This is a genomic window from Rhizobium sp. PEPV16, assembly GCF_008919455.1.
In the GTDB taxonomy this organism is placed as follows: Bacteria; Pseudomonadota; Alphaproteobacteria; order Rhizobiales; family Rhizobiaceae; genus Rhizobium; species Rhizobium leguminosarum_Q.
Window position 1 is genome coordinate 26,675 of record NZ_VSZV01000310.1, and the last position, 23,642, is coordinate 50,316.

The window sequence follows — 23,642 nt, forward strand, 5'->3', positions numbered from 1 at the left end:
GAATTTTGCAGCAACACGCTGCAATGCACAATTTCCTTGCTGGCGCGGCCAGTTTGACGTAGCGTTGCCGCCATGTCGAATACCGACCCTTTCTCTGCGATTGCCGATCCGAACCGGCGGTTTCTGCTGGAGGAACTGCGTCGCGCGCCACGGACGGTCAATGAGCTCGCTGAAGGCCTGCCGATCAGCCGTCCCGCTGTTTCACAGCACCTGAAGGCGCTTCTCGACAGCAATCTCGTTTCCGTGACCTCGGAAGGCACCAAACGCATCTACGCAGTCAATAACCGTGGCTTCGACAAGCTCAATTTGTGGCTGGATCAGTTCTGGGCCTGATGCATGTTCCCGTAAGATCTGGGGATACGATGCGAATCATAAGAATGCGATGTGAGACGTGACAGACCCAAAAGCGCCAGCCACGATGCCGGATGCATCGGACTGGCGCAAATATGGTGTCAAATCACCGGTTCTTGCAAATTTTTGGCGGAATGTATGGATTTACCTTGTTGCGCAAGATGATCGCCCGGCGACCCTTGGGAAGACTAGTGGACGGATGACTTAAGACGCTGAATCTCGTCCTTGATGCGCAGCTTGCGGCGCTTGCATTCGGCAAGTTCCGTATCGGAAATAGAGGGAGATGTTCTGAGCGCGTGCAACTCCTCCTCGAGAGCGACATGCTTTTTCTGGAGTGACTCAAGATGAGCTTGAACAGTCATATGACCCTTCCTTCCTCTTACCCTCCCCGGCCAACATCGTCGGGGATCAAGGTGTCAACGGGCGGGACTGTGACATATTTTTGACGGCTTGTCGAAGGCCAAAAGATGAAGACTGCATGGCAATTTCATGATCAAGACTAACTAGCCGTTACCTGTATTTGGTGATAGGAGCTTGCGGAAATCATCGCCAGATCGGACAAGGTCCAAGGACGATAACGGGGAATGTATATGGCCGATCAGGAACAGGCGGAAATCAGGCTCATAGTGGCGCGTCTGCGCCAGGAGCATGAGGATTTCGACGCCGCGATCAACGCCATGATCCAGACCGGATGCGACGCTCTGCGGATCCAGCGCATGAAAAAGAAGAAGCTCGTTATCAAAGACAGGCTCTCCAAGCTGGAAGATCAGATCATCCCTGACATCATCGCCTGAGAGGGAATAGCAGCAACGATGACAGACAGACCACCCGTCGCCATCATCATGGGCAGCCAGTCCGACTGGGAGACCATGAAAAACGCCGCCGACACGCTGGAGGCGCTGGAAATTCCCTATGACGCGCGCATCATTTCGGCCCACCGCACAGTCGACCGGCTGGTCAATTTCGCCAAGGGCGCACGCGCGGAGGGCTTCAAGGTCATCATCGCCGGCGCCGGCGGCGCCGCCCACCTGCCGGGCATGACCGCCGCAATGACGCCGCTGCCGGTCTTCGGCGTGCCGGTCCAGTCGAAAGCTCTGTCCGGCCAGGACAGCCTCCTTTCCATCGTGCAGATGCCGGCCGGTATTCCCGTCGGCACGCTCGCCATCGGCAAGGCCGGCGCAGTCAACGCCGCCCTTCTCGCCGCCGCCGTGCTTGCCCTTTCCGACGAAGAAATCGCCGACCGGCTCGACGAATGGCGCGAGCGCCAGAGTGCTGCCGTCGCCGAATACCCGATGGACGATCTATGACGGCGAGAACGATCGGCATTATCGGCGGCGGCCAGCTCGGCCGCATGCTGGCCATTGCCGCCGCCAGGTTGAATTTTCGCACGGTCATCCTCGAGCCGCAGGCGGACTGTCCGGCCGCCCAGCTCGCCAACCGGCAGATTACCGCCGCCTATGACGATCCGGCGGCACTGGCCGAGCTCGCCGATATCTGCGACGTCGTCACCTACGAATTCGAGAACGTGCCCGTCGCAGCCGCCGAAGCGCTCTCGGCGAGCGTGTCCGTCTATCCGCCGCCGAAGGCGCTGGAAGCCGCCCAGGACCGTCTCGTCGAAAAACGCTTTCTCAATGGCTGCGGCATAACCACTGCCCGCTTCCATGCGATCGACAGCCAGGCCGATCTCGAGACGGCACTGAAGGATTTCGGCGGCCAGGGCGTGCTGAAGACCCGCCGTCTCGGTTATGACGGCAAGGGCCAGAAGGTCTTCCGCTCGGCCGCAGACAGTCCGGATGGCGCCTATGCAGCACTTGGCGGCGTGCCGCTCATCCTCGAAAGCTTCGTGGCCTTCGAGCGTGAGGTCTCGATCATCGCCGCCCGCGCCCCCGACGGTACGGTCGTCTGCTTCGATCCCGCCGAGAATGTCCACCGCAACGGCATTCTCCACACCTCGACGGTTCCCGCTGCGATCTCGGCGCCGGCAGCGGACGCCGCGCGACAATCGGCCGAAAAAATCCTTGCCGCATTGAGCTATGTCGGCGTCATCGGCATCGAATTCTTCGTGCTTGCCGATGGCGGTCTGATCGCCAACGAGATGGCGCCGCGTGTCCACAACTCCGGTCACTGGACGGAAGCCGCCTGCGTCGTCAGCCAGTTCGAGCAGCATATCCGCGCCGTTGCCGGCCTGCCGCTCGGCAATGCCGAGCGCCATTCCGACTGCGTCATGCAGAACCTGATCGGCGACGATATCCTTGCCGTTCCCGACTGGCTGCGTCGCCCCGATACGCTGGTTCATCTCTATGGCAAGACCGAGTGGCGCCCCGGCCGCAAGATGGGCCACATCACCGCGTTGACGCCGAAATCTCCGGTTTTGGCCTGAGAAAACACCCCTGTGCCTTGGGAAAAACACCTGCATGCGGTTGACACGGAAAAGGTGACGGGGTATCTGCTCCCCACCTAAACAGCGCGCCCGATGGCGCGCTTTTGATTGTTAAAGATACGGGCGAATGTGAATTCCCCCATAGAGATCGCGGATCAGAAAAATGAAGATCAAGAATTCGCTCAAGTCGCTCAAGGCTCGTCACCGTGACAACCGTCTGGTTCGCCGCAAGGGCCGCATGTACATCATCAACAAGCTGAACCCGCGCTTCAAGGCTCGTCAGGGCTGATTTCGCGCGTCGGATCGCCCTGCGCATGAGATTGCGCGGGCATATATATCCGGTGGGTCGCTGCGGTGATCACGTCAAATTTGTTTGATCTTCGGCGCTGGCGGGCTAATATGTCCGCCATGCGCTTTTTTGCTTTGACATCAGCGGCGCTGCCGCTCGCTCTCATTCTCGTCACCTCCTCCTTTCCGGCCGCCGCCGCGGAAAAGCCCGCCGCCGCGGCGAAAAAGGACGTCATCGTCGAGCAGACGGATGTCAACAATTCGCCGAAGCAGCACCTCGACCAGCTCTTCAGCCAGCTGAAGCGTGAACGCGATCCCGAAAAGGCTAGCGGCATCGCCAATGAAATCCGGATGGAATGGAACGATTCCGGCAGTGCTACCGTCAATCTGCTGATGCAGTGGGCCGACAAGGCGATTGAGGAAAAGCGCAATCCGGCGGCCCTCGATTTCCTCGACGAGGCGATCGCGCTGAAGCCCGATTATGCCGAAAGCTGGAACCGCCGCGCCACGCTGAATTTCGTCATGGGAAATTATCGCAAGTCGATGTCCGACATCGAACGTGTGCTCGATCTCGAGCCGCGCCATTTCGGCGCGCTCTCCGGCATGGCGGCGATCCTCAGCAATTCCGGCAACGACCAGCTGACCTTGAAGGCTTGGGAGCGTTTTCTCGATATCTATCCCGCCGAACGCACCGCGCAGGAACAGGCCAACACGCTTGCGGAAAAACTTGCCGGCAACCGCACCTGATTTCCCGGTCAGCGATCTTGACGTCGGATCACGCCGCACAATTTTAGACTTTAGTGGGAACGATGTGGCGGTTGTCCGCCGCAGGGCCGTCCCGCAAATATCGGTCGTTGAGATCATGCTTGCAGAAGTTTCCGCTCTTCTCGCCCCCCTCGCCGCCGCCATCGGTTACTCCACTTACAAGGCGCGGCAATTCGAACACGCCTATCCGAATATCGGCGAACTGACGGATGTCGGCGGCTATCGCATGAATGCCGTCCACATCAAGCGTCCCGAAAATGCGGATCTGCCGGCGCTGGTCTTCATCCACGGCGCCAGCGGCAATCTGCTCGATCAGGTCGTCGCCTTTCGTGCCGCGCTCGAAGGCCGGGCGGAAATGCTCTTCGTCGATCGCCCCGGTCATGGCTATTCCGAACGCGGCGGACCCGAAAACGCCATCCCCTCCGGCCAGGCCGATGCGATCGCCAGACTGATGGAGAAGCGCGGCATCGAGAAGGCGATCATCGTCGGCCATTCCTTCGGCGGCGCGATCACCGCCGCCTTTGGCCTGCGCCATCCTGACAAGACTGCCGGCCTGCTCTTCCTCGCGCCCGCCACCCATCCCTGGCCGGGCGGCATCGACTGGTACTATCATGTCGCCACGATACCGGTCGTCGGCTGGCTCTTCACTCACGCAATCGTCGTGCCGCTCGGGCTGAGACGGCTGGAGCGCGGCACGCTGAATGTCTTCCGCCCCAATCCGCGCCCGGCCGACTACATCGAAAAAACCGGTCCGTCGCTGGTGCTGCGCCCCAGCGCCTTCCACAACAACGCCGCCGATTTCAAAAGATTGCTCGCCTATGTGAAGGAGCAGTCGCTGTTCTATTCACAGATCACGGCGCCGACCGTGATCATAACAGGCGACCGCGACGAGATCGTCTGGGAACACCTGCATTCGCGCGGCCTTGCCCGCGATATATCAGGCTCCGAGCTCATTACCGTCAGCGGCGTCGGCCACAAGCCGGATTACCTCGCAACCGATGTCGCCATCGCCGCCATGGAGAAGATATCAGGCAAGCCGCGCGACCTGCAGGCGATCGCCCGCAAGGCCGAGGAGAGGCTTGCCGCCACCTCACGCGATCGGACGGTCGCAACCGCGCCGTCGCTGGCGCCTGCAGCGCCGCGTGTCTTTTCCGACGCACAAAGGATCCTGTAGCACGTTGAATTGTATAACTATCCGGCCCAGGGCCGCATGTCCTTCGACCGGCGGCCTGACGCCAACCCAGCCGGCGAAGATAAAGCTCATCGTCGATACGCCGCTCGATGACGCCGACACCAACCGGAAACTCGCCGAACTGCTGACGCTTTAGGTTTTGTTTTTACGCATGTCGTCGTCGCAAAGCGCTGCACAGTTTTGCGCGACATGATTTAAAGCCAACCCCTTGCATTGCTTCGGGCCCAGGCAGTCCCATATGTTTTTCCATCATGTCCATAGGAGGGGAATTCATGAGCCGCCTGCATATCGGGACGATCTCCGTCATATCAGCATTGTCGCTGAGCCTGACCTCGGTTTTTGCCGCCTCGCCTGCGCCCGTCGAAGCCGAGCACGGCATGGTCGTCACCGCCCAGCATCTGGCGACCGATGTCGGCGTCGAGGTGCTGAAAGGCGGCGGCAATGCTGTCGATGCGGCGGTCGCCGTCGGTTATGCGCTGGCGGTTGTCTATCCCTCGGCCGGCAATCTCGGCGGTGGCGGCTTCATGACCATCCGCCTGAAGGATGGCACCAAGACCTTCCTCGATTTCCGCGAACGCGCGCCGCTTGCCGCCACCAAGACCATGTATCTGGACGCCAATGGCGATGTCGTGCCGCGTGCCAGCCTCGACGGTTATCTTGCCGTCGGCGTGCCGGGCTCCGTCATGGGCTTCGAGACCGCGCGCGAGAAATACGGCAGCAAGTCGCGCGAAGAACTGATCGCACCGGCGCTCCGCTTCGCCAGGGAAGGTTTCACGCTGGAACAGGGCGACGCCGCAAGTTTTGCCGGCAACGCCAAACGCCTCGCTAAAGATGAAGCCACGGCAAAGATTTTCCTGAAACCTGATGGTAAACCCTATGCATCAGGCGAAAAACTCCAGCAGCCGGACCTTGCCGCTGTCCTGGCAGCCATCTCCGAAAAAGGCCCCGACGCCTTCTACAAGGCCGCGCCCGCCGAGGCGATCGTCAAGGCGAGCCAGGCCAAGGGCGGCATCCTCGCCAAGGAGGACTTCGAGCAATATACCGTGCGCGAGCTGAAGCCGATCGAGTGCAATTACCGCGGCTACGACATCATCTCCTCGCCGCCGCCGTCTTCCGGCGGCGTCATCATCTGCGAGATCCTCAACGTTCTGGAAGGCTATCCGCTCTCTTATCTCGGCTATAACTCGGCCGAAACCGTGCACATCATGGCCGAGGCGATGCGCTATGCTTACGTCGACCGCAATGCTGCACTCGGCGATCCCGATTTCGTCGAGAACCCGGTCACAAAGCTGCTCGACAAGAAGTATGCTTTGGAGATCGCCGCCAAGATCGACCCTTACAAGGCCGGCACCTCGGCGAACCTGAAACCGCTCGGCGGCAAGGAAAGCACCGAGACCACGCATTATTCAATCATCGACGACGAGGGCAATGCGGTCGCCGTCACCTATACACTGAATGGCTCTTTCGGTGCCGCCGTCGTAGCGCCCGGCACCGGTGTGCTGCTCAACAACGAGATGGACGATTTCACTTCCAAGCCCGGCGTGCCGAACCTCTACGGACTGGTGCAGGGCGAGGCCAATGCCATCGCACCCAAGAAGACGCCGCTCTCCTCGATGAGCCCGACGATCGTCACTCGGGACGGCAAGCCCTTCATGGTGATCGGCAGCCCCGGCGGCTCGCGCATCATCACCATCACGCTGGAGGCGATCCTCAACGTCGTCGATTTCGGCATGGACATCAGCCAGGCGGTCAATGCTCCGCGCATCCATCATCAATGGCAGCCCGACAAGGTCTTTCTCGAACCCTATGCACTTTCGCCGGATACGGAAAAGACGCTTGCCGCCATGGGCTACAGCTTCGATGGCGGCAATGACACGCCGCAATGGGGCCAGGCCGCCGGCATCCTCGTCGGCGGCAAAAGCCTTGCGGCCATCGAAAAGGGGGGCGGCGCCCGCTATAACGGCGCCATGGACAGCCGCGCAACGGAGGGGTCGGCAAGCGGCTACTGACGCTTCGGGGATCGCCTGGTCAAACAGTCGGTGCAAAGCGCAACGCGGCTCAAGAAGCAGCGGTGGCACCATTCATGTCACCGTGACAAAGTCGCCGTTCACAATTGGCTTACCTCGCCCTATGCATGGGCGAAGCCGCAAGCAGAAAGATTCCCGAATGGCCAGCATTGAAATGATTGTCGCAGCCCGCGCCCGTCTGCGCGGTCATGCAAGGCGCACGCCACTTCTCTCCTCTCCTTTTTTGAATGAGATTGCCGGCCGGCGTCTGTTCGTGAAAGCGGAATGTCTGCAGCATTCCGGCTCGTTCAAGTTTCGCGGTGGCTGGTCGGCCGTCTCCGGCCTCGATCCGGCTGTGCGCTCGAAGGGCGTCATCGCCTTCTCCTCCGGCAACCACGCCCAGGGCGTTGCGCTTGCGGCCAAGCTGCACAATATCCCCTCCGTCATCATCATGCCGAGCGATGCGCCGAAGCTGAAGATTGGCAACACCCGCGCCTTCGGCGCCGAAGTGGTGCTCTACGACCGCGTCAATGAGGATCGCGACGAGATCGGCGCCAGGCTTTCGGCCGAGCGCGGCCTGACGCTGATCAAGCCCTTCGACGAACCGCTGGTCATCGCCGGTCAGGGCACGACCGGTCTCGAAATCTCCGAACAGGCGGAAGAGGAAGGGGTGACATCAGCCGAAGTCCTCGTTCCCTGCGGCGGCGGCGGATTGACCTCAGGCATTGCGCTCGCCCTCGAAGCGAGCGCCCCCGGCTTTCGCGTCCGCCCCTGCGAGCCTAAGGATTTCGACGACACCACCCGCTCGCTCGCCTCCGGCAAGATCGAACGCAACGCGTCGGTATCAGGCTCGATCTGCGATGCGATCGTCACGCCGCAACCCGGTAATATCACTTTCCCGATCCTCAAGCGCCTCGCCGGCGCCGGCATCGTCGTCACTGACGAGGAGGCGCTGCGCGCCATGGCGCTCGCCTTCACACGGCTGAAGATCGTCGTCGAGCCCGGCGGCGCCGTGGCGCTTGCCGCCGCCCTCTTCCACGGCGACGCCCTGGAAAGCGACACGATCGTCGCCGTCACCTCGGGCGGCAATGTCGACGCCGATATCTTCGCCATGGCTCTCGAACGGTTCGGCTAAATATCGTTCCAAATGAACGCCGTTGACCATCCGCAGCAGTAGCAGCGGATGCTTTCTATCTTTTAAGGTCAGGCGATCTTGTAGCGTTTCGCCGGCACGCTGCGAGACAGGTTCGGCATCAGCGCCTCGCGTGCCTGCTCGTAGGCGGCAAGCAGGCCGGCATCCTCGAGCGACGGAATGGTCGCGAATTCGCCCTGCCCGAGACCTGCGAGCGACGCATCGACCATATCCTCCGCCGACATCACGATCTCATTGGGCAGGTGTTCGACTGGCGTGCCGGCAATGCCCCAGAATTCCGTTACCGTGGCCCCGGGCAGAACGGCCTGGATGCGAATGTTCTTCTCCGCCAGCTCATGCTTCAGCGATTGGCTGAAGGCGAGCACGAAGGCTTTCGTACCGCCATAAACGCCGTTCAAGAGTTCCGGTGCGATCGCGACGATGGACGCAATGTTGATGATCGTGCCGCCGCCGCGGGCGACGAAACCCGGCACCGCGGCATAGGTCAGCCGCATCAGCGCCGTGACGTTGAGTTCGATCATTTCCTGCATCTTGTCGACATCGGCGGCAAGCAGCGGCGCCGTCCCGCCGAAACCGGCATTGTTGACGAGAAGCGTGATGCTCCGATCTTCCTTCAGCACGCTTTCGACGCGAGCAAGGCCGCCCCTGTTGCCGAGATCGGCGACGACAGTCTCGACGGTCCGCCCGGTCTCATCACTCAACCGACTTGCCAGCGCCTGCAGGCGCTCGCCGTTGCGGGCAACGAGGATGAGATCGTAACCCTGCTTTGCCAGCCTATTGGCGTAGATCGCGCCAATGCCCGAGGATGCGCCGGTCACCAGCGCCGTGCCCTTATGTTCCTGCAACATGATCTGTCTCCTTGAATACGCCGGCCCGATGCCTTGCGCTTGAGGAGAGTCTTACGCCTGATTGCTGATGTCCCAAATGTCGTATATACCACCTTTTAAGACATCATCTTTTCGGAGGCGACGAAATGCAGCAAATTGGCTTTCTGCTCTATCCCGGATTCCAGATCATGAGCTTGGCTGCCGTCTCGGCCTTCGAGTTCACCAATATCGAGCTTGAGGAAAAGGTTTATGACATCCGCTATCTTTCCGAGAATGGTGGGCCGATTGCCAATTCTCTTGGCATGGTGATGGAAACGGAGGCCTTTGGCGACCCGGCCCTCGACACGCTGATTGTGGCAGGAGCCCCAGGCATCCGCCTGCCGAATGTCGTAGAAGCCGCCTTTATCCGCGCCGCCCTGCCCGTCGCACGTCGTTTGGCGTCGATCTGCACCGGCGCCTTCTTTCTTGCCGAAGCCGGCGTCCTCGACGGTCGCCGGGCGACGACCCACTGGTATGTCTCCCGCGAACTGCAAAGCCGATATCCCCGCGTAAAGATGGAGGAGGACCGAATCTTCATCATCGACGACTCCGTCTGGACATCCGCGGGCATGACCGCCGGTATCGATCTGGCGCTGGCTATGGTCGAGAAGGATCACGGCTTCGAGGTGGCGCGCGCCGTTGCCCGCATGCTCGTCGTCTATCATCGCCGCGCCGGCGGCCAGTCGCAGTTTTCCGCCCTGCTGGAGCTGGAGCCCAAGTCGGACCGCATTCAGAAGGCCCTTGCCCATGCCCGCAGCAATCTGAAAGCGGCGCTTTCGGTCGAGGAGCTGGCGGAAGCGGCAAATCTCAGCCCCCGCCAGTTCAGCCGCGCCTTCCGCGCCGAAACCGGGCAATCGCCGGCCAAGGCCGTCGAGAACCTGCGGCTGGAAGCGGCCCGGCTGATGATGGAACAGGGCCGCCACCCGATCGATGTCGTTGCCCGCGAGACCGGCTTTGCCGATCGAGAGCGCATGCGCCGTGCATTTCTGCGCGCTTTCGGCCAACCGCCGCAGGCAATTCGGCGCGCCGCCCTGCAGGAACTGCAGACGTGACGCACCGGCGGCTACGGATGCATCCTGCCTTCGCTACTGCTCCTGAAGCGAGCGCCGGATCGCCGTCTCGACCGCTGAATAGGCACCGTCCTCCCGTTCGAGCCGAAGAGGTTCGGAAGGCGCAAGGCCAGGCTGCGCCATGAAACGCGGCTGCTTGCCGCGATGCATCTGCGCTGCATGGATGAGGAACGGGTGGCACAAATAGACCGTGCCCGCCCGTCCCGTCGCCAAGGCCAGCGGCCGCTTCTCCCCGACATGCTCCAGCCAGAGGTGAGCCATCCCCGCCTCACCCGCTGGCGCCAGGAGGCGGGCGATATCCTTGTGCGATCCGACGCGGATACGGGTCGGCGCATCCTCCTCCCCGACATCCGAGAACAGGAAGAGCATCAGCAGCGCCCGGCCGCGCGAGGTGATGTTCACCCGCCAGGCGGAAAAGTCCCGTTGCTCATCCGGATTGGAATCCTCGCCGGGAAAGCTCAGATCGACATGCCAGCCGGCATCGCCTGGATCATCGCGATGGGGAAAGCGCACCGGGAAACTGCCAAGCCCATTGCGCGGCACCCAGCGTCCTTTGCCGACGAGCTGGTCGAAGGCCGAATGCAATACCTGCATGTTGACGGCTTTCTCGAAAGGCCCGCCGCCATAACCGGCAAGCCGCACGACGGGCTGCGTCCACGTCCTTGGATCATCCGCATCGAAAGGAATGTCGCGCCACATGATGGCACGAGCTTCCATGGCCAATTCGCGGGGAAAAGCGTCGTCGATCCTGACGAAACCGTCATCGATGAATCGCTCGATCTGCGCGGCACTCAGTGCCGGCGGGTAAACATCTGCTGTCATGAAACATCTCTCTATCGCCAAACCTGCCGGCTCTTTCCTTGGCCAGATGCAGGGTGGTTACAGTTCACGGCAACGCACAGCCACGAAGGCTGTCAGCGGCCGCATCTTCTGATGCCCGAAGGCAGAGCCCTTAGAGGCTCAAGAAGAAGACCGAAGCGATATTGAGGGTGAACATCTTCATAGCAGTTCGAGGCTACAGGCTTGCGCCCGAGGGGTCAATCCGGAGATGTCAAGCCGACACCTCGCGCAGCGCGCCATGCACCGACTGAAGCACTAGCTCGGCAAGCCGGGCGGCAGCCGGCTGCGGTTCGGCTTCCGCCCGATGCAGGACCAGACCGAGCTTCGGCAAATCCGGCAGGCCGATCGTCTCCGGCGCCAGCGGCCGGACCTTCGCCGGCAGGCCGATCGGCGTGCGGATGGTGAGGCCGAGGCCTGCCGCTGTCGCGGCCCAGAGACCGCCGAGACTGGGACTGACGAAGGCGAGCCGCCAGGAAATGCCCGCCTCATCAAGTGCCTTGGTCGCTGCATTCCTCAGCAGGCACGGCGCCTCCAGCGAAGCGAGCGGCATCGGCTCGCCGCTTACGGCTTGCCAGCACGGCTGCCCCTCGGCAGGTCCGATCCAGCGCATCGGCACTTCGCCGACCCGCTCGCAATGCGCCGTCAGCGTGCCATCGCTCCAGGCAAGCGCCAGATCAAGCTTGCCAGAAGTGACGCGCTCGAGCAGCTCGGCATTGCGCACCACCCGCGCTTCAATGCGGACCTTCGGATGAGCGCGCGCAAAGCGGCCGAGCACATCAGGCAGCAGGCTCTCACCGAAATCCTCCTGCAGGCCGAGCCGCACCCAGCCTTCCAGCTCGACGCTGTTGACGGCTGCTGCCGCCTCGTCGTTGAGTTCCAGCAGCCGCCTGGCATAACCGAGCATCGTCTCGCCGGCATCGGTCAACGCCAGCCCGCGCCCCGCCTTGCGGAAGATCGGCGTACCCGCCTGCTCCTCCAGCTTCTTCAGCTGCGCGCTGACTGCCGAGGTCGAACGGCCGAGCCGCTCGGCCGCCTTGGCGAAATTGCCGAGTTCCATGCCGGTCGAAAAGGTTCGAAGCACGTCGAGATCGAAGATCGTCCGTCGCATTGCATTATCCCGATTTTCAGGACCATTTATCCATAAAATTCTGATTTTCAGCATCATCGTGCCGTGCGATGGTTCTGCTGTCAAGGCCGACCCGCGGCCTGAACCACGGAGATCCCGATGCCCTTCGTTCGCATTTCCCTTCACAAAGGCAAGTCGCCGGACTACCTCATGGCACTGGCCGACAGCATCCAGCGCGCCCTGGTCGAGACCTTCGACGTGCCCCAAAACGACCGCTTCCAGGCCATTCATCAGCATGACGGGAACGAATTGATCTTCGACCGCAGCTATCTCGCCGGCCCGCGCTCGGACGACTTCGTCTATATCTCGATCACGATCGGCAGGCCTCGCACCGTCGAGATGAAGGCGGCGCTCTATCGGCGGCTCGCCGATCTCTTGGCGCAGTCACCGGGCCTCCGGCCCGAGGACGTGATGATCGTCATCAGCACCAGTACACCGGAAGACTGGTCCTTCGGCAATGGCATTGCCCAGATGACCGACCCCGACTGGCGGCTTCGTGCAATCGGAGATCGGCAATGATTGCCATGCAGTACAGCTTCACCCTGCCAGCCGATTACGACATGTCGATCATCGACCGCCGCATCCGCGACAAGGGACCGTTGCTAGACGGCTTTCCCAATCTCGGTTTCAAGGCCTATCTCAGAGCGCGCAAAAGTGAATTTGGCAGTCGCGAAAACCTCTACGCGCCCTTCTACCTCTGGCAGACGCCGGAAGGGGTAAGTGACTTCCTTTGCGGTCCTGGGTTTGAGGCGTTAACAGGCGCCTTCGGCTGGCCGCAGGTCAAAACCTGGATCGTCTGGCAGGCGGAAATCTCGCCTGATATCGCCGCAGCCAAGTTCGCCACCTGCGATATCCAGCAGACGGAACCCTATGCGCCGCTCATCGATCTCCGCGGGGCCAACAGCGCAGAGGCCGATGCCGATATGGCAACAGGCGCGCTCGCCTCCGTCTCCGGCTTCGAACCGACGACATGGACGCGAATACGCTTCAAGCTATGGCGCGAGGTTCCGGAAATCGGCGAGCATACGCAGGCTTATCACGTTGGCCACCTGTCCCTGCCTAGACCCTGAACTCAGACGGTTGCCCGGCGATAGAAGGCCAGCGAGCCGGCAAGCGCCAGCAGCGCGCCACCGCAGGCCCGCTCCAGCCACATGGCGCCGGAGGTTTTGAGGAAACGCACGGCCTGCGAACCGAAGAAGGCGTAGCCGAACATGATGAGGAAATCGAGCGCGGCAAAGACCAGCGCGAGCAGCATATATTGCGTCGCCTGCGACAGGGTTGGATCGATGAACTGCGGCAGGAAGGCCGAGAAGAACAGGTAGCCCTTGGGATTGGTCGCCGCGACCATGAAGCTCTTCAACCCGATCGAGAAGGATGATGTCGCGCCTGCAGGCGCTCCGGACTTCAACGCCGCATCGATCGTGCCCTTGGAGCTCAGCAGCATGATACCGAGAAAGGCGAGATAGGCGACACCCGCCCATTTCAGCATCGAAAACCAGAATTCCGATGCAGCGAGCAGCGCACCAAGCCCGATCGCGACAGCGCCGATCAGCACGAAATCGGACAGCACCGCGCCGATCATGCCGGCAATTGCCCGGCGCAGACCATGCCGAGAGCCGTTGGTCAGCGCCAACAGCACCGTTGGCCCCGGCGTCGCGATGCCAACGAAGGAAACGGCCGCAAAAGCCAGAAGTGTGACGATATCCATGATGCTCCTCCGAACCCTGCCCTAGGGACCGAAACTTGCACGCGCCGCCACGCTTGGCAATGCCGGTCCGCCGCCTCTCCTCAGGCAGCGGGCTTCCGAAGGGATGCGATCGGATCAGACGCCGCTCTGGCCGTCGGAGCCGATATAGGCGATGCGGATCATGTTGGTGGCGCCGGGCGTGCCGAGCGGCACACCGGCCGAGATGATGATGCGATCGCCCGGCTTGCCGAAGCCTTCGTCGGCGACGATGCGGCAGGCGCGGTTGACCATGTCGTCGAGATCGGTCGCGTCATGGGTGACGACGCAATGCAGGCCCCAGACGACGGCAAGACGGCGCGCCGTCTTGATGATCGGCGACAGCGCCAGAATCGGCACTTGCGGACGCTCGCGCGAGGCACGAAGGCCTGTCGTGCCCGACGAGGTGTAACAAACGATAGCCGATAGCTTCAGCGTTTCGGCGATCTGACGGGCGGCAAGCGAAATCGCATCGGCGCCGGTCGCTTCCGGCTGGGCACGCTGGGCATAGATGATGCCGGGATAATGCGGCTCGCGCTCGATGGCGGTGGCAATCGACGCCATCGTCGTGACGGCTTCGACGGGATAGTCGCCCGAGGCCGATTCGGCCGAAAGCATGACGGCATCAGCGCCTTCGAAGACGGCGGTCGCGACGTCGGAAACTTCGGCGCGTGTCGGCACCGGCGCGGAGATCATCGATTCCAGCATCTGCGTGGCAACGACCACCGGCTTGCCCGAACGGCGGCAGGCGCGGATCAGCTGCTTCTGGATGCCGGGAACGGATTCGAGCGGCATTTCGACACCGAGATCGCCGCGGGCGACCATCAATGCGTCTGACAGTTCGATGATTTCCTCGATGCGCTCGAGAGCCTGCGGCTTTTCGATCTTCGACATCAGGCCGACGCGGCCGCGGGCGATCTTGCGCACTTCGGCAAGGTCGTCGGGACGCTGGACGAAGGAAAGCGCCACCCAGTCGACATCGTCGGTGGCAAGCACTGCGTCAAGATCGGCGCGGTCCTTGTCCGTCAGCGCGCCGACGCCGAGCAGCGTGTCGGGAAGGCTGACGCCCTTGCGGTCGGAGATGCGCGTGCCCGAAATAACAGTGGTGACGATGCTCTTGCCGTCGCATTTTTCTGCGCGCAGGGCGAGCTTGCCGTCATCGATCAGCAGACGGTGGCCGGGCTGCACCGACTCCAGGATCTCGGGGTGCGGCAGATAGACGCGGTTCTGATCGCCGAGGGCTTCGTTGTTGTCGAGCGTGAAGGTCTGGCCGGGCTTCAGATCCACCTTGCCGTCGACGAACTTGCCGACACGCAGTTTCGGTCCCTGCAGGTCGGCGAGAATGCCGATCGGCCGGCCGGAGCGCGCCTCGACCGAGCGGATGCGCTGGATGAGCATACGCATCATGTCGTGGCTCGCATGGCTCATATTGATGCGGAAGACATCGGCCCCAGCCTGGTGCAGCTTCTCGATCATCGATTCCTCGGAGGAGGCTGGCCCGAGGGTGGCGAGGATTTTAACTTTGCGATTACGCTTCATCAATTCTGGCTTTCTTGCGTCCCTGGGGTGTCGGAGAGTTGAACCATCCAGCTACCCTGGCGGCCCGTATCATATTCCTTGAATCCCATCTTCTGGTAACCGCGGGCATAACAATCCTGCACACCCGAGATCTTGAATTCATTTTCCGCCACGCACATCTGCACGTCACCCGTCCATCGTCCTCCCCGGGCGGCGTCCTCTGCGTAGAGGTAATAATAACGCGACTGCAATTCTCCCTCGATCAGCGTGGCGCAGGTCGTTGCCGGCACCTGCCACCAGCCCTCCGTCACCCAGCCATCCTTGGCCCGGTATCCGATCGCAACGCCGACGAGATTCTGTGTTCCGTTGCAGACGCGAAAATCGGCGCGTGCGGCATCTGCGATGAAAAACGGCATGGCGGCTGCAAGAGCGAACAGAGCGAGACGGACCAGAGGTCTGGACCGCGTGAGGAAACTTGGCGCGGCTTGGATCAACACGGCTCCCAAATAGCTCCACGGTTATTCGTATCCGTGTCTTCTTGCGCCGCCGTCAAGCGAAAGTCAACGCAATGCTAATCGATTATATTTCCTTTCATAACCACCGTCGAGGGTCCGACTTAACCTCTCCCCACCCTGCCGCGCTTGAACCTGCCGCAGGTGCATGCGATCACTGCGCCCGACGGCGCAATGACGAACGGCAATTCCCTGATGGACGACTTCCAATCCTTCGAAATCCTATCCGGCAAACATGACAAAGGCATGGTGATCCTCGCAGATCACGCGATGAACCGCCTTCCCGCGCGATATGGCCGGCTCGGACTGCCCGACGCGGCCTTCGCCCGCCACATCGCCTATGACATCGGCATCGAGGGCCTGACGCGGCAGCTTTCGGAAAAACTCGGCGTTCCCGCCGTGCTCGGTGGCTTTTCGCGTCTGCTGATCGATCCCAATCGCGGTGAAGACGATCCGACACTGATCATGAAGATCTCCGACGGCGCCGTCATATCAGGCAATCATCCGATCACGCCGCAGGAATGGAACTACCGGATCGAAACCTTCCATCGCCCCTATCACGACGCTGTCGCCGCAACGATCGACAGCGTGGCGAATGCCACCGGCAAGGCACCGCTGGTGCTGTCGCTGCACTCCTTCACGCCAGCCTGGAAAGGCATCCCCCGTCCCTGGCACGCTGCCGTGCTCTGGGATAGCGACCATCGCGCCGTCGGCCCGCTGCTCGACATGCTGCGCGCCGATCCCGATCTCGCCGTTGGCGACAACGAACCCTATGACGGCGCGCTGAAGGGCGATACCATGTACCGCCATTGCATGATCACCGGCATTCCGCATGCGCTGCTCGAGGTGCGGCAGGACCTGATCGGAGACGAGACCGGCATATCAGCATGGGCCGAACGCCTGGCGCCGATCTTTGCGGCGATGAATGCCGATCCCGCCTTGCACGAATACGATGTCCGCCTGTCGCGCACCGGCCCCTATTGAACGAAGGCTACACTTAACGAGAGGAAAGCGAGATGACCGCGCTCAGCAAGGAACAACAAACCGAATTCGAAGCTGCCGCCTTCCGCCGCCTCGTCGCACATCTTCGCGAACGCAGCGACGTTCAGAACATCGATCTAATGAATCTGGCCGGCTTCTGCCGCAACTGCCTGTCGAACTGGTATCGGGAAGCCGCCGAGGCAGAAGGTGTCCCGGTGACCAGAGACGAATCGCGCGAGATGGTCTATGGCATGCCCTATGAGGACTGGAAGAATCTTCACCAGAACGAGGCCTCGCCTGTGCAAAAGGCTGCTTTTGACCTGAACAATCCACACAAATAACCTGCCCGGCCGCGAACAGGCTTGACCGTGGCGCCGCTTCGCGGCAGTCACTGGCATCCAAAATTGATCACCGAAAAATCAGGAGAACACGATGTCTGATGCTCATGGCGTCGCCCGCGATCAGCTTCGCGCTTTCATCGAGCGCATTGAACGGCTGGAAGAAGAAAAGAAGACCATCGCCGACGACATCAAGGACGTCTATGGCGAAGCCAAGGGAATGGGCTTCGATACCAAGATTCTGAAGAAGGTCGTGGCGCTGCGCAAGAAGGACGAGCAGGAACGCATGGAAGAGGAAGCAATCCTCGACACCTACCTGCTCGCGCTCGGCATGATCGAGTCGCCGCCAGAAGGCTGATCCTTCCGGCATATTACCGATGTCGACAAGCCGCCGGCCTCCCGGCGGCTTTTCTTTTGCGGTGGAAACAACTGCCTAAACAGCCAGCTTGCCGGATCGAAATAAAAAAGAAAAACCGCCGGATCGCTCCGGCGGTTTTCGACTTTTCCTCGATTGGCAGGCTCAGTTCGTGTTGAACTTGCGCACTTCCATGAAGTTCACAGCCGTGCCGCTGAAGCGGGCCGGGTCGACCGAAGCGGTCTTGACGTTGAAGCCCTCGGCATAGACGGCGATCGGCTGGGCACGCATCGTCTGGCTGACGAACCGCGGCGCCTTGACCTGCTTGGAGGCCATTTCGAGGCGGGCATTGGTGAGCGCCCACTGCGAGATCATCTTTTCCGTCAGCTTCGGTTCGGTGCGCACCGTCGTACGGCTGGCACCCGCTGCCGCGGCTTCCTTATGCGTCGGGCGACCACCCTTGGCAGGAAGCCCCTGCGCCACGGCGCTTTCGACAGCCGGTTCGTCGAAGCCGTCGCCAAAGCTTGCCGATTTGGTCATCGGCGCCAATGCGGCGAGTTCGAGCGGCGGCTTTGCGGCAGGCGCCTTTTGCGTCATCGCGGCTTTGATCGCCTGCTCGACCGTCTGCGGCGGCGCATTCGACGCGATCTGGCTTTCCCCTTCGTTTCGCTGCTGGTCGAGCGCATCGGCAAGGGCAGGAGACAGCGCGTCCTGATCGGCTTCGTCGGCCTCTGCTTCCGGATCGGCATCGGCCGCGGCAAGAAGGTTCTCGGCAACGGCGGGGCGTTCGATCGGCGTCGGAACCGGCAGTGCATTCGCGCCCGTCAACATGGGATCGGCCAATGCAACCTCGGCGTCGCCAGGGGCGCGGCGCTGACCGAGAAGCGAGGGAACCGGAATACTGTATGCGCTGAGATCGGCGAACTGCTGCGGCTGGGCCTGGTCGGCCGGAAGGGCCGCAGCAAGGGCCTGCTGTGCGGCATTACCCGAAGGCGGGGCTACGAGCGCGTTCGCCACTTCGCTGCTCGTCGGCTGATTGCTGAATGCCGGGCGAACCTGCGGCACCGGCGCGTTCAGATCGGCAACTTCGGTCTGCTGCGGCTCGGCAGGAACGGGCTCGGCCTTCGGCGGCGTCGCCTTGGCGACGGCGACAGGCGTGGAATCGTCCGACTCGTCTTCCTGCTCGTCCGCTCCGCCGCCAAAGAGCGCGGCAAACAGCGTCTTGTGCTTCGGCGCCGATTCGGAAGCGCTGGCGATCTGGATCTGCGAGCCGCTGCCGCGGCGCTTATAGTCGGCCATCGCCTGCTGGTAGCCCGGCAATGGCTTGCCATCGGCCGGAATATGGATGGTGTTGCCGTTGGGGAAGAGCCGGACGAGCTCGTCGCGGCTCATGCGCGGCCAAGCGCGAACGCCGCCGACATCCATATGCACGAAGGGCGAGCCCGATTTCGGATAGAAGCCGACGCCGCCGACCTGCATCTTCATGCCGATGGCGCGCAGCGTCGCGAGTTTGACGTCGGGAATGAAGAAATCCATCGCCTTGCCGAGCATATGCTGGCTCTTTTCGGCGACGCCGGATTTGCGCGAGCGGCCGCGCAGCATCTCGTTGGTTCCCGGCGAACGGAAACCGCAGACGACGTTGATGTAATCCCTCGAACCGCTCTGGCGATAGACTTCCCAGATCAGGTCGAACAGGCGCGGGTCCATCTTCGTCGGCTGGTTCTTGCGCCAGTCACGCAGGAAGCGGTTCAGCTGCTCCAGACCCTTGGGGTCGAACTTGCCGTTCCGCTTGTAGGTGATGACGGCCTTTTCGCCGGTATGAATGAAATAGAGCTTGAGGCTGCGGGTGTCGCCCGCTGCCTGCGAAGGCGTACCAACGAATACCGGTGAGGAAACCGCGAGCGCAAGAAGGGCGGCCGCTACCGTCCTTATTGCCTTTCCGCAAATGTCGGCGCACAACAAACGCCAGCTCAAGCGCGAAGGCTTGGAATTCCCATTCAGATTCGGCAACTCGATCCCCGTCAGACAGACAATGTCCCGTACTGTCTCAGATGACTGTCAAATGCGGTCACACGATGGCAAAAATGCCACACATGATCAACCTTTTCTTTACATAGTGAACGCGCCACTAACAAGTGGTTTATGACTAGTAACAAAACGTGGTTGCCTTAATCTTAATGAAAAGCGCTTAAGCCGCATCTTTCTGGGGATTGTCGGGGTCTATGCCGTAGTCCTTGAGCTTGCGATAAAGTGTGGATCGGCCGATGCCGAGCTTGCGCGCTACTTGACTCATCTGCCCGCGATAGAATTTGAGTGCGAATCGGATGAGTTCCTCCTCGACATCGGCAAGCCTACGCACGTCTCCGGCAGGATTGACGCTGGCGATGGCGTTTTCCGGGGCCTCGGACAGCCGGTGGTGGTGCACCTCTCCTGAGATCGACGCCCTGAAGTCCTCGCCATAGCCGCTGTCGGGATCGAGGCCGGTATTGTCGGCAACGAGTGCCAGGTGATCCACCACGTCATATTCCGGAAGCTGGGCGGCGATCTGCGGGAAATCAGCCTCGGTCAGCTCCGGCCCTTCGGCCAGCACGACCGCGCGGAAGATCGCGTTTTCGAGCTGGCGGATATTGCCCGGCCAGTCATAGGCCGTCAGCAAAGCCAGCGTGCCGGCATTCACCGTCATGCGGCGTCCGTTCTTCTGCTCGCTGGAGAAGCGGTCGGCAAAGACGCGCACCAGATGCGGAATGTCTTCCTTGCGTTTGCGCAGCGCCGGAATGGTGATCGGGAAGACGTTGAGGCGATAGTAGAGATCCTCGCGGAAATGGCCGTTCTTGACCTCCTCGATCAGATCCTTGTTGGTCGCCGAGATCAGTCGGACATTGACCTTGTGCGCGGTGCGCGCACCGACGGTCTCGATCTCGCCCTGCTGCACGGCACGCAACAGCTTCACCTGCACCTCAAGCGGCAGGTCACCGATCTCGTCGAGAAAGATGGTGCCGCCATCGGCTTCCATGAATTTGCCGATATGGCGCTCGGTCGCGCCGGTAAACGCGCCCTTCTCGTGACCGAAGAGAATGCTTTCGACCAGATTATGCGGGATCGCCCCGCAATTGACGGTGACGAAGGGCTTGTTCGAGCGGTCGCCGCCGGACTGGATGGCGCGCGCCACCAGCTCCTTGCCGACGCCGGACTCGCCTTCGAGCACGACGGGAATGTTGGACTGAGCCGCCCGCTGGGCGAGATCGATGACACGGAGCATCGCCGGGCTTGCCGAGACGATATCGTCGAAGCCGACCGAGCCTGAGCGCGACCGGCGTCCGGCCCGCGCCTTCACTTCGCGCTGGTCGAGCTTCATCGCGTTCGAGATCGAGGTGGCGATGCGTTCGGGCGAGACCGGCTTGACGACGAAATCGAAGGCGCCGGCGCGCATCGCCTGCACCACCGTTTCGATGCCGCCCTGCCCCGTCTGCACGATGACAGGGATCTGCGTGCCGAATTCGTGAAGCGCGTCGAGGAATTCGAGGCCGGTCATCTCCGGCATCATCAAGTCGAGCACGATGACGTTGAAAAGGCCGCTGTCGCGTTTGACCATTTCCAGGCCGATGCGGCCGTTTTCCGCCTGGTGCACGACATGGCCGTGACGCTCGATTGCGTTCTTGAGCAGGCGGCGCTGCACGGGGTCGTCTTCGACCACGAGGATCTGCCCTGCTCCTTTGAGCTCATTGTAGCCGGTCATTGTCGCCTCACTTCATGCGAAACCATAAAGCGCACTCTGACAGCAAGGCTTGAACATCCAGTTTTGAGAAACAATTGCATTTTAACGATTGCCACGCGTCGTTTTCGTGCCGAAGCGAGGCCTTTCATGCGCCGAAAGCCCCTTGATGCCGGGCCTTCCCGCGCTTACAGCGCCGCCGTCTTTTCAGGCGCGCAAAGGACGCTGTAACACTTTGAACCTACGCATCGTGCTTCCGAAAATCGATTCCGATTTTCGGGCCGATGCGGTAGACAAGCAGACTGTTATGAAAGTGGAGAGGAATTGCGCCCATGAAAATCAAGCTCCCGCATGCCGGCCTTCTTTTATCGGCAGCAGTGCCAGCTGGGGCCGCCGATGCGGCGCTCGGCGATCTGCCGGTCTGGAAGCTGCAGGATCTTTATCCCTCCGCTACCTCCACCGCCTTCGTCGCCGACATGGAAAAGGCCGGCAAGGCAGCGATCGCCTTTGAAGAAAAGTGGAAGGGCACACTCACTGAGGCCGCAACGAAGACCGGCGTTGAGGGCATCGGCGCGGCGTTGAAGGAATATGAGGCGCTGGACGACATCATCGGCCGTCTCGGCTCCTTTGCCGGCCTCACTTATTTCTCCGACACCACCAATCCGATAAATGGCAAGCTCTACGGCGACGTACAGGCCAAGATCACCGAATTTTCCGGCCATCTCCTGTTCTTCGCGCTGGAACTGAACCGCATCGACGACGCGGTGATCGACGCCTGCATGGCGAATGATCCCGCCGCCGGACATTATCGCCCTTGGCTGCTCGACCTCAGGAAGGACAAGCCCTATCAGCTCGACGACAGGCTGGAACAGCTCTTCCTCGAGAAGTCGATGACATCGGCCGCCGCCTTTAACCGCCTCTTCGACGAAACCAAGACGGAACTTCGCTACGACATCGATGGCGAGAAAGTGCCGCTCGAAGTCGCGCTGAACAAGCTGCAGGAAAAGGATCCGGAAGTGCGCCGCAAGGCAGCCATGGCGCTTGCCGAAACCTTCAAGGCGAATATTCGCATCTTCACGCTGATCACCAACACGCTTGCCAAGGATAAGGAGATCGCCGACCGCTGGCGCGGCTTCGAGGACATCGCCGACAGCCGCCACCTAGCAAATCGCGTCGAGCGCGAGGTCGTCGATGCGCTGGCCGCAGCCGTCCGCGAAGCCTATCCCCGCCTTTCGCATCGCTATTACAAGATGAAGGCGAAATGGCTCGGCATGGAGCAGATGAATTTCTGGGACCGCAACGCGCCGCTTCCGGAAACCTCCAGCGCCATCATCTCCTGGCCGGAGGCGAAGGACACGGTGCTTTCGGCCTATGGCAATTTTGCCCCCGAGATGGCTGATATCGCCAGGCGCTTCTTCGACGAACAGTGGATCGATGCTCCGGTCCGTGCCGGCAAGGCGCCCGGCGCCTTCGCCCATCCGACGGTTCCCTCCGCCCATCCCTATGTGCTCGTCAATTATATGGGCAAGCCGCGCGATGTGATGACCCTTGCCCATGAACTCGGGCACGGCGTGCATCAGGTTCTCGCCGGTGCGCAAGGGGCGCTGATGTGCCAGACGCCGCTGACGCTTGCCGAAACCGCTTCCGTCTTCGGCGAGATGCTGACCTTCCGCGCGCTTCTGCAAAAGACCACCGATACGCGCGAGCGTAAGGCGATGCTCGCCCAGAAGGTCGAGGACATGATCAACACGGTCGTGCGCCAGATCGCCTTCTACGAATTCGAGCGCAAGCTGCACACCGCCCGCAAGGCTGGCGAACTCACAGCTGACGACATCGGCGAACTCTGGCTCTCCGTCCAGTCGGAGAGCCTTGGGCCGGCGATCAGCATTTCCGAGGGATACGAGACCTATTGGGCCTATATCCCCCACTTCATCCACTCGCCCTTCTATGTCTACGCCTATGCCTTCGGCGATTGCCTGGTGAATTCGCTCTATGCCGTCTACCAGAAGGCGGAGAAGGGCTTTCAGGCGAAGTATTTCGAACTGCTGAGGGCCGGCGGCACCAAGCATCACTCGGAACTGCTGAAGCCTTTCGGCCTCGACGCCACCGATCCGTCGTTCTGGAGCCAGGGCCTGTCGATGATCGAAGGGCTGATCGACGAACTGGAAGCGTTGGATAAGGGGCCCGGCCAAGACTTGAAACAAGCGGGGTCATGATCGGCATTGTAACGGTTTGATTTACCAACCGCATTCTGCAACGTCTATGAGGAACCATGACGGCAGCCCCCTCTCCCTCATTCCTGTGCTTGTCACAGGAATCTAGCGCGCCCAAGTCCTTGGGTGCCGGAGACTTTTTATCTGTCGGAAATCAGTCATTCACAGCGCGGACGCGCCGTGGCTGGATTCCTGTGACAAGCACAGGAATGAGGGATGCGGGTATTGCTGCGGTCTCGGCCTGCAGCGAAAC

At 61.4% G+C, this 23,642-nt stretch carries 25 protein-coding genes and 1 pseudogene; 17 read left to right on the forward strand and 9 right to left on the reverse strand.

What is annotated here, in order from left to right:
* The first annotated feature begins 72 nt into the window (after window positions 1-72).
* Complete coding sequence (locus tag FY112_RS17235) at window positions 73-333, forward strand: metalloregulator ArsR/SmtB family transcription factor (protein ID WP_003552646.1); 261 nt, start codon at window positions 73-75, stop codon at window positions 331-333.
* Between the two features lie 206 nt (window positions 334-539).
* Here FY112_RS17235 and FY112_RS17240 read toward each other — a convergent pair whose 3' ends face one another.
* Window positions 540-713, reverse strand: coding sequence for a DUF465 domain-containing protein (locus FY112_RS17240; protein WP_003542831.1), 174 nt, complete (start codon window positions 711-713; stop codon window positions 540-542).
* Between the two features lie 228 nt (window positions 714-941).
* Here FY112_RS17240 and FY112_RS17245 point away from each other — a divergent pair, with 228 nt between their 5' ends.
* The 9 genes and pseudogenes from FY112_RS17245 (at window position 942) to FY112_RS17280 (ending at window position 8,117) form a co-directional block, all read left to right on the forward strand.
* Window positions 942-1,145 carry a YdcH family protein gene (locus FY112_RS17245; RefSeq protein WP_003542832.1) on the forward strand — a complete coding sequence of 68 codons (204 nt, stop codon included), beginning with the start codon at window positions 942-944 and terminating at the stop codon, window positions 1,143-1,145.
* Between the two features lie 18 nt (window positions 1,146-1,163).
* Window positions 1,164-1,658, forward strand: coding sequence for a 5-(carboxyamino)imidazole ribonucleotide mutase (gene purE / locus FY112_RS17250; protein WP_011653459.1), 495 nt, complete (start codon window positions 1,164-1,166; stop codon window positions 1,656-1,658).
* Window positions 1,655-2,731: a 5-(carboxyamino)imidazole ribonucleotide synthase gene (locus FY112_RS17255; protein ID WP_151518942.1), complete on the forward strand. Its 1,077-nt coding sequence runs from the start codon at window positions 1,655-1,657 to the stop codon at window positions 2,729-2,731. Before purE ends, FY112_RS17255 begins: the two co-directional genes overlap by 4 nt.
* A 163-nt stretch (window positions 2,732-2,894) precedes the next feature.
* On the forward strand, window positions 2,895-3,020 hold the full coding sequence (ykgO, locus tag FY112_RS17260; RefSeq protein WP_003542835.1) for a type B 50S ribosomal protein L36: 126 nt from the start codon (window positions 2,895-2,897) through the stop codon (window positions 3,018-3,020).
* A gap of 110 nt (window positions 3,021-3,130) precedes the next feature.
* Window positions 3,131-3,766, forward strand: a complete 636-nt coding sequence (locus tag FY112_RS17265; protein WP_151518943.1) for a hypothetical protein — start codon at window positions 3,131-3,133, stop codon at window positions 3,764-3,766.
* Window positions 3,767-3,881: 115 nt separating this feature from the next.
* A complete protein-coding gene (locus FY112_RS17270; protein ID WP_151518944.1) occupies window positions 3,882-4,958 on the forward strand; it encodes an alpha/beta hydrolase in 1,077 nt (358 codons plus the stop codon).
* Between the two features lie 15 nt (window positions 4,959-4,973).
* Window positions 4,974-5,112: pseudogene (locus FY112_RS36800) on the forward strand (transcriptional regulator); the annotation flags it as partial.
* Between the two features lie 136 nt (window positions 5,113-5,248).
* Complete coding sequence (gene ggt / locus FY112_RS17275; protein WP_151518945.1) at window positions 5,249-6,985, forward strand: gamma-glutamyltransferase; 1,737 nt, start codon at window positions 5,249-5,251, stop codon at window positions 6,983-6,985.
* A gap of 157 nt (window positions 6,986-7,142) precedes the next feature.
* Window positions 7,143-8,117 (forward strand): threonine/serine dehydratase, encoded by a 975-nt coding sequence (locus FY112_RS17280; protein WP_151518946.1) that lies wholly within the window; start codon window positions 7,143-7,145, stop codon window positions 8,115-8,117.
* A gap of 68 nt (window positions 8,118-8,185) precedes the next feature.
* On the opposite strand, the gene FY112_RS17285 is transcribed toward FY112_RS17280, so the two are convergent.
* Window positions 8,186-8,983: an SDR family oxidoreductase gene (locus FY112_RS17285; protein ID WP_151518947.1), complete on the reverse strand. Its 798-nt coding sequence runs from the start codon at window positions 8,981-8,983 to the stop codon at window positions 8,186-8,188.
* 125 nt (window positions 8,984-9,108) lie between these two features.
* Here FY112_RS17285 and FY112_RS17290 point away from each other — a divergent pair, with 125 nt between their 5' ends.
* A complete protein-coding gene (locus tag FY112_RS17290; protein ID WP_131621784.1) occupies window positions 9,109-10,053 on the forward strand; it encodes a GlxA family transcriptional regulator in 945 nt (314 codons plus the stop codon).
* A gap of 33 nt (window positions 10,054-10,086) precedes the next feature.
* Here the strand turns inward: FY112_RS17290 and FY112_RS17295 are convergent, their stop codons facing one another.
* Window positions 10,087-10,893, reverse strand: a complete 807-nt coding sequence (locus FY112_RS17295; RefSeq protein ID WP_131621782.1) for a phytanoyl-CoA dioxygenase family protein — start codon at window positions 10,891-10,893, stop codon at window positions 10,087-10,089.
* Between the two features lie 229 nt (window positions 10,894-11,122).
* Complete coding sequence (locus tag FY112_RS17300) at window positions 11,123-12,019, reverse strand: LysR substrate-binding domain-containing protein (RefSeq protein ID WP_131709783.1); 897 nt, start codon at window positions 12,017-12,019, stop codon at window positions 11,123-11,125.
* A gap of 117 nt (window positions 12,020-12,136) precedes the next feature.
* Here FY112_RS17300 and FY112_RS17305 point away from each other — a divergent pair, with 117 nt between their 5' ends.
* Together FY112_RS17305 and FY112_RS17310 are read left to right on the forward strand one after the other, a co-directional pair.
* Window positions 12,137-12,556 (forward strand): tautomerase family protein, encoded by a 420-nt coding sequence (locus tag FY112_RS17305; protein WP_131709782.1) that lies wholly within the window; start codon window positions 12,137-12,139, stop codon window positions 12,554-12,556.
* Window positions 12,553-13,107 carry a DUF4865 family protein gene (locus tag FY112_RS17310; RefSeq protein WP_151518948.1) on the forward strand — a complete coding sequence of 185 codons (555 nt, stop codon included), beginning with the start codon at window positions 12,553-12,555 and terminating at the stop codon, window positions 13,105-13,107. The genes FY112_RS17305 and FY112_RS17310 overlap by 4 nt, the downstream gene beginning before the upstream one ends.
* Window positions 13,108-13,109: 2 nt before the next feature.
* Here the strand turns inward: FY112_RS17310 and FY112_RS17315 are convergent, their stop codons facing one another.
* The 3 genes from FY112_RS17315 to FY112_RS17325 form a co-directional block, all read right to left on the reverse strand.
* Complete coding sequence (locus FY112_RS17315) at window positions 13,110-13,745, reverse strand: LysE family translocator (protein ID WP_131709780.1); 636 nt, start codon at window positions 13,743-13,745, stop codon at window positions 13,110-13,112.
* 114 nt (window positions 13,746-13,859) lie between these two features.
* A complete protein-coding gene (pyk, locus tag FY112_RS17320; RefSeq protein ID WP_003542849.1) occupies window positions 13,860-15,299 on the reverse strand; it encodes a pyruvate kinase in 1,440 nt (479 codons plus the stop codon).
* Window positions 15,299-15,784: a DUF1036 domain-containing protein gene (locus tag FY112_RS17325; RefSeq protein ID WP_017962056.1), complete on the reverse strand. Its 486-nt coding sequence runs from the start codon at window positions 15,782-15,784 to the stop codon at window positions 15,299-15,301. Before FY112_RS17325 ends, pyk begins: the two co-directional genes overlap by 1 nt.
* Window positions 15,785-15,985: 201 nt before the next feature.
* On the opposite strand from FY112_RS17325, the gene FY112_RS17330 reads away from it, so the two are divergent.
* From FY112_RS17330 to FY112_RS17340, 3 genes are all read left to right on the forward strand, one after another.
* Window positions 15,986-16,774: an N-formylglutamate amidohydrolase gene (locus FY112_RS17330; protein ID WP_025395987.1), complete on the forward strand. Its 789-nt coding sequence runs from the start codon at window positions 15,986-15,988 to the stop codon at window positions 16,772-16,774.
* Between the two features lie 32 nt (window positions 16,775-16,806).
* On the forward strand, window positions 16,807-17,112 hold the full coding sequence (locus FY112_RS17335; RefSeq protein ID WP_017962058.1) for a DUF1244 domain-containing protein: 306 nt from the start codon (window positions 16,807-16,809) through the stop codon (window positions 17,110-17,112).
* Between the two features lie 91 nt (window positions 17,113-17,203).
* On the forward strand, window positions 17,204-17,467 hold the full coding sequence (locus FY112_RS17340) for a DUF2312 domain-containing protein (protein WP_003542853.1): 264 nt from the start codon (window positions 17,204-17,206) through the stop codon (window positions 17,465-17,467).
* Window positions 17,468-17,629: 162 nt separating this feature from the next.
* On the opposite strand, the gene FY112_RS17345 is transcribed toward FY112_RS17340, so the two are convergent.
* Both FY112_RS17345 and FY112_RS17350 read right to left on the reverse strand, forming a co-directional pair.
* A complete protein-coding gene (locus tag FY112_RS17345; RefSeq protein WP_151518949.1) occupies window positions 17,630-19,474 on the reverse strand; it encodes a DUF882 domain-containing protein in 1,845 nt (614 codons plus the stop codon).
* Between the two features lie 178 nt (window positions 19,475-19,652).
* Window positions 19,653-21,200 (reverse strand): sigma-54 dependent transcriptional regulator, encoded by a 1,548-nt coding sequence (locus FY112_RS17350; RefSeq protein WP_017962060.1) that lies wholly within the window; start codon window positions 21,198-21,200, stop codon window positions 19,653-19,655.
* Window positions 21,201-21,508: 308 nt separating this feature from the next.
* Here FY112_RS17350 and FY112_RS17360 point away from each other — a divergent pair, with 308 nt between their 5' ends.
* On the forward strand, window positions 21,509-23,392 hold the full coding sequence (locus tag FY112_RS17360) for a M3 family oligoendopeptidase (protein WP_151518950.1): 1,884 nt from the start codon (window positions 21,509-21,511) through the stop codon (window positions 23,390-23,392).
* Window positions 23,393-23,642: the final 250 nt, after the last annotated feature.